This window comes from Capnocytophaga canis, assembly GCF_000827555.1.
GTDB lineage: Bacteria > Bacteroidota > Bacteroidia > Flavobacteriales > Flavobacteriaceae > Capnocytophaga > Capnocytophaga canis.
In genome coordinates, this window is the sequence record NZ_CDOI01000024.1 from 17970 (window position 1) to 29011 (window position 11042).

Genomic DNA, 11042 nt, shown 5'->3' on the forward strand with positions numbered 1-11042 from the left:
AACACTCCTACCTTTAATCGAAGAAAATATCAATAATCAGACTCTTTTATAATCTACTGAATAATAAACCTATTACGTAAACTCTCCAAATAACATACATTATTTTTCAATTTCAGAAACTCTTCTGCTCAAATTAGAGAGAAAATCATGCAAGTTTGGATTAAACTTCAAAAAAAACGAAAATATGTTTTTTTACTTGTTTCGCCCCATTTCTTCGGGATAAAGCTCAAAAACAGGATTGCTTTGCCAAAATTCCTTGGTATTGATATCCATCACTGTAATACGCCCTTTAAACGCCGCTCCCGTATCAATATTCCATACATTGTTAGCAGACATAGGTTTGTCGGTTTCGAAACGAACAGTAGGTGTATGTCCTATAAAAATTTCGGAATAGAGTTTCAATCTATTTGGATAACGAATTTGTTCAGGCGACATTTCTACCGAAATAGCTAATTCCCAAAGAGTTCTATCCCAATAGAATGCCTTGGGAAAATATTCATACTCTACTCCTCTCAAATTAGTGAACCCTGCGTGAACAAACAATCTATTTTGGCTATCTAACTGATAGTTAGACAACTTTTTCAAAAAATCGATATGCTTTTGCTTGGTTTCTTCAGGGATGGATTCGTAGGCTTTTTCGGTAGCATCTCCTCCGTGGAAATACCACATCTTTTCCATTGATTTTCCAGACAAAAAATCTAAACACAAATCATCATGATTCCCTCTGAGAAAAGTGCAATCGTATTTTTTACCAAAATCTATCAGAAAATCAATAACTTGAGGTGTCTGACTCCATCCATCAGCATAATCTCCTAAAAATATGAATTTGTCTTGATCTTGAATATTCACTCGTTCAAGTACTTGAATCAATGCCTTATATGCTCCGTGAATATCCCCTATTACTAATGTTCTCATCTGTGAGTATTGTATTTTAATTTACGCATAATGCGAAGTGTCCGCTTTAAAGCGGGGTAGGATTCCCTATCTATTTCTCTGTATTTGAACCGAGCTTCTTCTAATAACTCTTTGGCCTGTATGTAACCACTTAAATAACACGTCAAAAAAGTGGATGGTAGCAGTTTTAATTTATTCAAACCACTGTTATTCAAATCATTCCCCTCTATTATATTTTTAACTATGGGCATATACTCGTCCCATAAAAGAGCCGATTTTTCAAGATTATACGCAGGAGGAATAAAAACCAACTTTTGATGTATTTTGTATGTTCCATTATTAAAAAACTCGATGGTGAGTGTTTCCAATGGGTGGTATTTTTGTGAAAAATCAGTTGCTAATTCGATATATTCCGTAATTTGGAATGAATTTGCTTGAATATGGATTTCAACCAAATCCAAGGCAGAAAAAAACAGTTGTACTTGTTCGTTAATCAGTTCAATATCAACTCTTGAATAAAATAATTTTCCATCAACACGCTCTGGTTTCCCTGCGTAACATAGCACAAATTGTTCTCTGAAAACGTGATAAAAAGCCTGTAAATCCTTGTGTCGGTGATTTAAAAAATGGATTGTGGCATCAAGAGTATGTTGAATATTATTGCTTGAAAGTTTTTCTATTTGCCGAACTGTTTTTAGGTTTACATCGCTTATTTTAAAGGTTTTATCAACAATTTTACTGTTACTACCCTCTCGTTTGAAAATGGTTCCTTTCGGGTATTTCCACACACCTTTTGATAAAGAACATATTTTTTGAGATGATCGTACTGTAACCAAACCAACCACTTTATTTTCAGCAATATCTGGAAAAATAATATTTTCATACATTACTGATGGGGGATTTTCTAAATAGGAATTGACCAGATTTTGAATATGGCTGTCATCGAAAAAATCCACCCCAAAAATTAAGCGTGATTCATCTTCAACACCAACAATTATAAACGCATTATTATAGGGATTCGAATTGGCTAAAGCACAAACTATTTTCAAAAACTTAGCCTTTCCTTCACGATCACTCAAATTGATGAAACGCTTACGATCATAGAAACTGTTTTCGTCGCTATGAGCTAATAGGTTCTTAATTAGTAAGCGCTTATTTATCATATTAGTGTTACTTTATTTTGAAATACTTTACAACATACTTATTTCCAAATCATTACGATCAGGAGCAAATTCTTTTAAAATTTCGATATTTCCGTTAGCCAACCAACGGTGCTTCGGCTTTTCAGTGGCATCATTTAACAATTGATTTTGACTGAGTATGTTTTTAGTTTGTCTAGCAACGGCATATCCAGAATCAATCACTTGAATATTTTCGGGGATAAGTTGCTTAATTTGAGGCAATAAATACGGATAGTGAGTACATCCCAACACCAGATAGTCTATTCCTTCTTCTACCATTGGATACAAATATTTTTTGAGCAAAATCGTCATTTCAGGACTATTAATTTTGCCTGACTCTATGAGTTTTACCAAACCTTCTCCTACCCTTTCAATAAATTCAATACCGTTATTTTGTGCTAAACTATTGCTATTTTTCTGAAATAATTCACTCGTCAACGTTCCTTGAGTAGCTAACACTCCTATTTTTTTAGTGACACTTCCCAAGGCTGCAGGTTTAATAGCTGGTTCAATACCTATGAAAGGTATATGTCTATATTTTTCACGAAGATAGGAAATAGCGTTAGTTGTACCCGTATTACAGGCTAAAACAATGATTTTCACATCATTATTGAGCAAACACTCTGTATTCCTTTCGCATAAAGCAATGATTTCATCCTTCGTTTTTCCGCCGTAAGGAGCATTTTTATTGTCTGCTAAGAATAGGGTGTTCTCATTGGGCATCAATGCTACGACCTCTTTCCAAATGGTGGTTCCTCCAACACCCGAATCAAATAATCCAATAGGAGCTTGTTTTTTCATAACACAAAAGTAACACTTTTTACTTGAAAAACGAAATAAAGAGTTTTCGTTTTACTTATTCTCTCTTGAAAAGTAGTAGAAATCTTTAGAGGACTTTCTGTTCAGCGTCAACAGAAAACCATAACACAAAAAGATGATTCCGATCTGTTCATCATTCTTTTGCTGTTGAGTGAGACCTCTGAATAATAGCATATTGACTGTCTCGCCTATTACGCCTTTGTGAAAAGCATGACCTTGTTTTAAAAATTCTATAATAGACTCAATTACTACTCTTTTCTTATGTACCGAATTGAATTTTATCCTTGTATAACTCTGTATCTTTTTAGAAGTATATAATAAATTTGGTATAATCAATGAACTATAAAGTCTTGAGAAAGAAAAAAGTGTTTTTTCCTTCTGAAGCAGTCCTTAATGATCTCACTAAGTTAATTATATTCTAATTATAAATGCTTTATCTCTCCTTAATTCGATTCGAAAGAATCAATTCAGCCGTTTTTTGACTTGCCCCACTTCCCCCTAATTGATTTCGTAAATCCATATAGTCTTGCAGCAACTTATCGCGATGTGTTGGAGTTAAGAGTTTATCTATTTCAAAACGTAAATTTTTGGTATTCAACTCCTCTTGAATAAGTTCTGTAACTACAGGTTTATCCATAATAAGATTTACTAACGAAATATACTTCAAATTAATCACTCGCTTTGCAATTTGATATGACAGCCAATTACCACGATAACAAACCACTTCTGGGACATTAAACAAAGCTGTTTCCAAAGTAGCTGTTCCACTGGTCACCAATGCACAAGTGGCTACGGATAATAAATCGTAAGTTTTTCCACTAACAAAATATACATTATTATTTTTGATAAATTGCTGATAAAAACCATAATCTTGTGATGGAGCTCCTGCAATAACAAATTGATAATTAGGATAATAATCCACTACTGAAAGCATCACTGAAAGCATTTTGGCGATTTCTTGTTTTCGACTTCCGGGAAGTAAAGCGATAATGGGTCGTTGGTCTAGATTATTTGCTACCTTAAACGCATGCGGATCTATTGGTTCACGATTAGCTATAGCATCTAAAAGCGGATGTCCTACAAAATGAACAGGATAAGCATGTTTTTTTTCATAGAAATCTTTTTCAAAAGGCAATATCACATACATAAAATCTATGTCGCGCTTAATGGCTTTTATACGATTTTCTTTCCACGCCCAAATTTGAGGCGAAATATAGTAATGTGTTTGAAAACCTTGCTGCTTCGCCCACGTAGCGATACGCATATTAAAACCCGGATAATCAATGAAAATCAGCACATCTGGTTGGAAATCCTGAATATCTTTTTTGCAAAAAGCGATATTCTTTAAAATAGTTTTCAGATTGGTGATAACTTCCCAAAAACCCATGAAAGCCAAATCTCGATAGTGCTTGACAAGGGTTCCTGCAACGGATTTCATTTTATCTCCTCCCCAAAAACGTATATCGGCACTGGAGTCTTTGGCAATAAGTGCTTTCATCAGATTGGCTCCATGTAAATCACCCGATGCTTCACCTGCTATGATGTAGTATTTCATCTCTTGTTGGATTGTTGTTTACGTTTGAGGAAATCAAACAATTTATGTAATTTTTCAAATTGAAATAACCCTTTATCCGTAGTAACACGAATGGTTAGATATATTCCTAAAGGAAGTAAAATCAACGTAGAAAACCATGGTGCAATGACAGGGCTTACCGTGTTATTTTCTGCTATATTCTTAACAAACAAACTTATAAAGTAATAAGATAAAAACAGAACCATTGCCACTACAAAGGGCAAACCCAATCCTCCTTTACGAATGAATGCACCTAACGGTGCCGCCACAAAAAACAATACAAAACAAGAAAATGTCAAGGCAAATTTATCACTCAAATTCAGAATATGGAGGTTTAATGTTTTGTAACGATATTCAATGTCACGCTGCCTGAAATCTAAATTATCATACTGACTTTGAGCATTGCTAACAGCCATATCCCATATCTGCCGTTTTTTGTGAGCTTCGAATAGGTTTAGCAGTTCTGAAATATCCTCAACATTGTTATTCTCAGAAGTTTTTATATTTTTTTCAGGTAGAAAAATACCTGTACGACGCATCATACTCCCACCATGATCAGCTATATGTTGTTTAAAGTCATTCCGCAATGAATCTATAGCGTAGTTCAATTGTCCAACATTCATCATTCGATAAGTAGTAATATTGGTTTTCTCATTAAAATCAACATTATTCAAATGGGAAAGATCAATATTGATGACATATTTATCAAAATGTACTTTCGCAAAAGGGAAACGCTGTTGTTGGGCATAAGTTTGAGTCTTGATATCTTCGTAATAATTACCATCTTCCAAGATAAGTTGCAAAAAATCACTATTTTTAACATTTTTTAACTCGCCTCGTTCTGCAATAATTACAGTCCTGTTCACACGGTCAGGTGATTTTTTATGAATAACCACCTTTTCTAAAAATTCATCATTTTTACCTGATTTTTTATCAACTTTGATACTGAAATCATCACCTATATCTGAAAAAATTCCTTCTGCAATAGCCATTGCTGGTTTCACTTTGGCAATGTTTCGACGTAGGTCAAATAATTCCGTATAGGAAACAGGAATCACCACATTGACCAAAAAAAAAGTAAATAAACTCAAAAATCCCATAAAAACCAACAAAGGTCGCATGGCTCGTTGCACCGAAATTCCTGATGCTTTCATTGCTGCAAACTCGTAATTTTCAGCAAATGCTCCAAAGGTCATAATGGAAGAAACCACCACCGCCAACGGCAAAATGATCGGAATCAATTGCGGAATGAAAAATATTAAAAACTTAGCTATAATCCACATCTCCAAACCTCTACCCGCTAAATCGTCGATATATGTCCACAAAGTATGGAACATAAATATCAGAATTAAAACGAAAAGAGTTCCTAAAAAATTCTTTAGGAACTGTGTCAAAATATATCTATCTAATATTTTCATTTTGCGTATGTTAATACTTGTCTTGGATTTTCTCCTCTGAATATTGCGATTAACTTCTCAAATGGAAACTACAATTCAGAGATGTAATATCCTTCTTTTTTATACTTTTCCTTATCAAATTTAAATAAATTAGCCGGAATTGGTTGATTGGTTTTGAACGTGTTAACTGTAATGGTAGTTTTCGTATTATTTTTCCCTATTTCAATTAGGTTATAAATATGCTTTGTTTGAACATCAATTCCCAACAAAATTTGTTTTACGTCCGATGCTTTCTGTGGTTTAAGTTCAACATACTGAATCTTTCTGCCACGTACATTTTGTTCAATATCCCACTTGTAGGTATATCCCTTTCTATAAAATGTTAACATTTTTGAAGGCGTAATTGAAGTTTCCTCTTCCGATGTTGATTCGATTACAACTTCCTCATTTTCAGGAATTATAGTATACGATTTGTTACCATCATATATTTTTGTGGCTCCCATATAATTCAAAACATATTTATCCTTAGCTAAAGTCACATTTCCTTTGATTTCTTGATTAATATTTTCGGAAATATTATCTAAATTATATCGAAATTCAATATAAATATTATCATAGCTAATCATCTTGTTATATACCTCATCCAATAAGGTCTTTGCTTTATTCGCGTTCTGAGCTTGAGCTACAAAACTACATAAAGTGATAATCGAAATTATTATTTTTTTCATTTTTTTGATGTTTTTCATAATTATTACTATAATGTGCATTCATACGTAAGATACTCCGAAAGAACCGTTTCATATCAAACCACAAAAAAATCTCATTAATAAATTATTAATCCTTCTCTATGGCCGAGTACAAAATTACGTAAAAACGATGCTCTTTAACGACTTACTACCATGAATATCAATTTCCGTTCCAAAATTAACGTCCATTCAACAAATTTTCGAGTGATACGATGTCAGAAACAAGTACCTTTCGGGCTTTACTTCCATCAAAAGGCCCCACAATTCCTGCGTGTTCCAACTGATCAATAATACGTCCTGCTCGATTATATCCTAAACTCAATTTACGCTGTAGGAGCGATGCCGAACCTTGCTGTGCATTAACAATGATTTCAGCCGCTTCTCTAAATAATTTATCACGGTCAGCAGGATCAAAATCCAACTCCGTAGCTTCACTTTCACTACCTACATATTCAGGCAATAAGTAAGCATCGGGATAAGCCTTCTGAGCTCCAATATATTCAGTAATATGATTGATTTCAGGGGTATCTACAAAAGCACATTGGATACGAATAGGCTCATTCCCTTGAGTATAAAGCATATCTCCACGACCTATTAGCTGCTCGGCTCCCGAACCGTCTAAAATCGTTTTTGAATCTATTTTCGAGGTTACACGAAATGCAATTCGAGCGGGGAAATTTGCCTTAATAATCCCTGTGATAACGTTTACCGATGGACGTTGCGTAGCTATAATCAAATGAATACCAATGGCTCGTGCCAATTGAGCCAATCGAGCTATGGGCAACTCCACTTCCTTACCTGCCGTCATAATCAAATCGGCAAACTCATCAACCACCAACACTATGTACGGTAAAAATCTGTGACCTTCATTCGGGTTTAATTGCCGAGCCTTAAATTTTGCGTTATACTCTTTGATGTTACGAACCATTGCATTTTTCAACAACTCATAACGATTATCCATTTCTATACAAAGAGAATTGAGCGTGTTGACTACTTTTTTGTTATCCGTAATAATAGCTTCTTCACTATCAGGAAGTTTTGCTAAAAAATGGCGTTCAATAGTGTTGAACAAAGTCAGTTCTACCTTCTTCGGATCTACTAATACAAATTTCACCTCGGCAGGATGTTTCTTGTAAAGTAAAGATGTGAGTACAACATTAAGCCCCACAGATTTACCTTGCCCTGTAGCACCAGCCATCAGTAGATGGGGCATCTTAGTGAGGTCAGCTACAAAGGTTTCGTTGCTAATGGTCTTTCCGAATGCTACAGGAAGCTCCATCTCCGAGTGTTGAAACTTGGGCGAAGTAATCATGGAACGCATAAAAACAGTGGTCGGTTTCTTATTCGGAACCTCAATACCAATAGTCCCCTTTCCTGGAATCGGTGCAATAATACGAATACCCAAAGCCGCTAAGGACAAAGCTATGTCATCTTCTAAATTTTTAATTTTCGAAATGCGAATCCCCGCAGCAGGGACAATCTCATAGAGCGTAACCGTTGGACCAATGGTAGCCTTTATCTGTGATATTTCAATTTTGTAATCTCTAAGGGTCTGAACAATTGTATTTTTATTCTCCTCCAATTCCTCCTGATTGATAATAATACCACTTTCTTTGGGCTCGTTTAAAAGTTCGATGGTAGGAAAACGATAGTCACTCAAATCCAAACGTGGATCGTATTCTCCGTAGTTTTCAACCAATTTTTTAGCTAATAATTCAGGATCAACTTCCTCACTTTGCTTTGGTTTTTCTACTTGCAGATCCAACTCTTCAGAAGGAGTATTGGTTATAAAGAAATTTTCTTCATTCTCTTCATTTGTCAAGAAAGGGATTTCTTTTTTATGAGTGAATACATCTAATTTTTCGTCAGATTTATTATTGTCAATAAAGATCTTTTCATTATTAACATCTGTTGACTTCAAAAAATCATCATTATTTTCCTCAGGATTCGCTGGAACAGCTACTTTCTTTACTAGTTTAGAGGGACTTAAAGTATCCGAAATTTTGACTTGATTGATTTTAGTGAAAACTGTCTGAAACATTTTGCTCACTTTTTCGGGCGTAAGTTCAGCTTTCAAAATAGCATAAAGTAATAGAAATAAGATGAGTAGTAACGCTGTCCCAAACACCCCAATGTAATCTTGAACAAAATGATTGATTTCGTAACCTGAAATACCTCCTAAAATACTAGCTTTGCCTGAAAAAAAACCGAAAAAAGTAGCAATAAAAATCATCCACAAAATTCCCCAAAACCATCGATTGAAAAGAGGCATTCGCAATCCGAATGAAAGTTTTAAACCTGTCAAAAAAGCCAATACTGCAGGAATAAACATCGCAATTCCAAATCCTTTATAGATAAAAAAATGTCCCAAAAAAGCTCCAATTTTACTCACCAAATTCTGAGCTTCTTGCTGTCTATCCCCTAAAGCCAACCAAACACTTTGATCGGTTTGCCAAGTAAAAAGATAAGACACAAAAGCTACAATAAGCATCAGTGAAACAAAAGTAAGGACAACACCGAAAATTAATTTCCGTTGTTTGCCTTTATCCGTCTTTGTTTTAGTTTTTTTATCGGAGTCCTTTTGTTTTTTTTGTGACATTTTTTTAGTTTAATAGGTAGCAGATTGAAAAGTTAAATCATCACGCAAAAGCCTACAAAAGCTACGTGAGATTTTTCAACTTGATGACACTTATGTTTGTTCTACATGTTATATTTTAAAACTACAATTTTGCCAAAGCAGCTGCGTAATTTGGCTCGTTAGCTGTTTCTGCAACTTGTTCGTTGTGGATAACATGCCCTTTTTCATCAATAACAACGATACAACGCGAAAGCAAGCCTTTGAGAGGGCCATCAGTAAATGTTACGTGATAGTTTTGAGAAAATTCACCTCTGAAATCGGAAAGCATTACCAAATCATCAATACCCTCAGCTGCACAGAATCTGTTGAAAGCAAAAGGTAAATCTTTTGAAATACAAGCTATTACAACATTATCCAATGCAGCAACCTCTTGATGAAATCTACGTGCAGAAGCGGCACAAACTCCCGTATCTATACTTGGAAATATGTTTAAAACCAGTTTTTTACCATTAAAATCTTGTAAAGAAACCTCTGATAAGTCTGTTTTTACTGCTTTGAAATCAGGAGCTACTGCCCCTACTTGTGGAAGTTCACCTTGTGTATGAACCGCTCCTCCCTTAAAAGTGATTGTAGCCATAATAATTATTCTGTTTTTTAATCCGTAACCGCAAAGGTACGTAAAAAAAAACAAAAACCAAACTTTAATTTTAGGAGGATTAATTGGGGAAGGATTACATTATAATCAATACATTCGGATACGCAAACAGAAATTTTCACAAGAGATAATTATGTCTGTCAAAAGTAACAAAACTCTAAATCAACAAACACAAAACCTCCTAAAACGTTATTTTCAGGAGGTTTAACTATTAATATTTTAGAGTTCTACAACTCTAAAGCTGCTTTTATGTTACCATTCATTAGGATTTCAACTGGATTTTCAAGAGCTTCTTTCACGGCTACTAAGAACCCTACCGATTCGCGTCCGTCAATGATTCGATGATCATACGAAAGAGCTACATACATCACAGGAGCTACAACGATTTGTCCGTTTTTAACAACGGCTCTGTCCACCACGTTGTGCATTCCTAAAATTCCCGACTGAGGTGGATTGATTATCGGAGTAGATAACATTGATCCGAAAACGCCTCCGTTAGTAATCGTAAACGTTCCTCCAGTCATCTCATCTACAGTTATTTGCCCGTCACGAGCTCGTAATGCTAAGCGTTTTACTTCAGCTTCTACTCCTCGGAATGACAAGTTTTCAGCATTACGGATAACAGGCACCATCAGTCCTTTAGGTCCTGAAACGGCAATGGAAATATCACAGAAATCATACGTAACTTTCTCTTGTCCGTCAATCATTGAGTTTACATCAGGGAACATTTTCAACGCACGAACTACTGCCAAGGTGAAGAAAGACATAAACCCTAAATTCACATTATGCTTATCTTTAAAAGCATCTTTGTATTGGCTTCTAAGTTCGTAGATAGCCGTCATGTCTACCTCATTAAAGGTAGTAAGCATCGCAGTTTCATTTTTAGCACTCACCAAACGCTCTGCTACTTTACGGCGAAGCATCGACATTTTAGCTCTTGTTTCGGTTCGTAAACCTCCTGTAGGAGTTCCCATAGATGGTTTTGAAGCCTTAAGAGCATCTTCCTTAGTGATGCGTCCGTCTTTGCCTGTACCTTTCACAGATGAGGCAGGTATTTCTCTTTCTTGCAATATTTTACGAGCTGCTGGACTTGGTGCGTTAGTAGCGTATGTCGTTTTTTCAGCTACGGAAGCAGCCACTGGTTTAATTTCTTCTTTCTTTGGCTCCTCCTTTTTAGTTTCTGCTTTAGCAACTCCTTC

9 protein-coding genes are annotated in these 11042 nt (G+C 35.2%); all 9 read right to left on the reverse strand.

The features are described 5' to 3' along the window. Positions 1-192: 192 nt before the first annotated feature. Positions 193-915, reverse strand: a complete 723-nt coding sequence (locus tag CCAND38_RS01385) for a metallophosphoesterase family protein (RefSeq protein ID WP_042010041.1) — start codon at positions 913-915, stop codon at positions 193-195. Next, entirely contained in the window at positions 912-2057 is a 1146-nt protein-coding gene (locus CCAND38_RS01390) for an ATP-binding protein (RefSeq protein WP_042343199.1), read from the reverse strand. Before CCAND38_RS01390 ends, CCAND38_RS01385 begins: the two co-directional genes overlap by 4 nt. Positions 2058-2084: 27 nt before the next feature. Continuing rightward, on the reverse strand, positions 2085-2876 hold the full coding sequence (gene murI / locus CCAND38_RS01395; RefSeq protein ID WP_042010047.1) for a glutamate racemase: 792 nt from the start codon (positions 2874-2876) through the stop codon (positions 2085-2087). Between the two features lie 451 nt (positions 2877-3327). After that, positions 3328-4449: a lipid-A-disaccharide synthase gene (gene lpxB, locus CCAND38_RS01405; protein WP_042343204.1), complete on the reverse strand. Its 1122-nt coding sequence runs from the start codon at positions 4447-4449 to the stop codon at positions 3328-3330. Then, positions 4446-5885, reverse strand: coding sequence for an LptF/LptG family permease (locus CCAND38_RS01410; RefSeq protein ID WP_042343206.1), 1440 nt, complete (start codon positions 5883-5885; stop codon positions 4446-4448). Before CCAND38_RS01410 ends, lpxB begins: the two co-directional genes overlap by 4 nt. A gap of 68 nt (positions 5886-5953) precedes the next feature. Next, entirely contained in the window at positions 5954-6592 is a 639-nt protein-coding gene (gene lolA1, locus CCAND38_RS01415) for an outer membrane lipoprotein periplasmic chaperone LolA1 (protein ID WP_042010073.1), read from the reverse strand. Between the two features lie 196 nt (positions 6593-6788). Then, positions 6789-9209 (reverse strand): FtsK/SpoIIIE family DNA translocase, encoded by a 2421-nt coding sequence (locus CCAND38_RS01420; protein ID WP_042343208.1) that lies wholly within the window; start codon positions 9207-9209, stop codon positions 6789-6791. A gap of 121 nt (positions 9210-9330) precedes the next feature. Beyond that, positions 9331-9825, reverse strand: coding sequence for a thiol peroxidase (tpx, locus tag CCAND38_RS01425; RefSeq protein WP_042343209.1), 495 nt, complete (start codon positions 9823-9825; stop codon positions 9331-9333). Positions 9826-10070: 245 nt separating this feature from the next. Continuing rightward, on the reverse strand, positions 10071-11042 hold a 972-nt coding region (gene sucB, locus CCAND38_RS01430), incomplete at its 5' end, for a dihydrolipoyllysine-residue succinyltransferase (protein ID WP_052458070.1).

Excerpts from the sequence above, each read along its gene's own strand:
- CCAND38_RS01390 (WP_042343199.1), bottom strand. The coding sequence starts at position 2,057 with ATGATAAATAAGCGCTTACTAATTAAGAACCTATTAGCTCATAGCGAC.
- tpx (WP_042343209.1), bottom strand. The coding sequence starts at position 9,825 with ATGGCTACAATCACTTTTAAGGGAGGAGCGGTTCATACACAAGGTGAA.
- lolA1 (WP_042010073.1), bottom strand. The coding sequence starts at position 6,592 with ATGAAAAAAATAATAATTTCGATTATCACTTTATGTAGTTTTGTAGCT.
- lpxB (WP_042343204.1), bottom strand. The coding sequence starts at position 4,449 with ATGAAATACTACATCATAGCAGGTGAAGCATCGGGTGATTTACATGGA.
- CCAND38_RS01420 (WP_042343208.1), bottom strand. The coding sequence starts at position 9,209 with ATGTCACAAAAAAAACAAAAGGACTCCGATAAAAAAACTAAAACAAAG.
- murI (WP_042010047.1), bottom strand. The coding sequence starts at position 2,876 with ATGAAAAAACAAGCTCCTATTGGATTATTTGATTCGGGTGTTGGAGGA.
- CCAND38_RS01385 (WP_042010041.1), bottom strand. The coding sequence starts at position 915 with ATGAGAACATTAGTAATAGGGGATATTCACGGAGCATATAAGGCATTG.
- CCAND38_RS01410 (WP_042343206.1), bottom strand. The coding sequence starts at position 5,885 with ATGAAAATATTAGATAGATATATTTTGACACAGTTCCTAAAGAATTTT.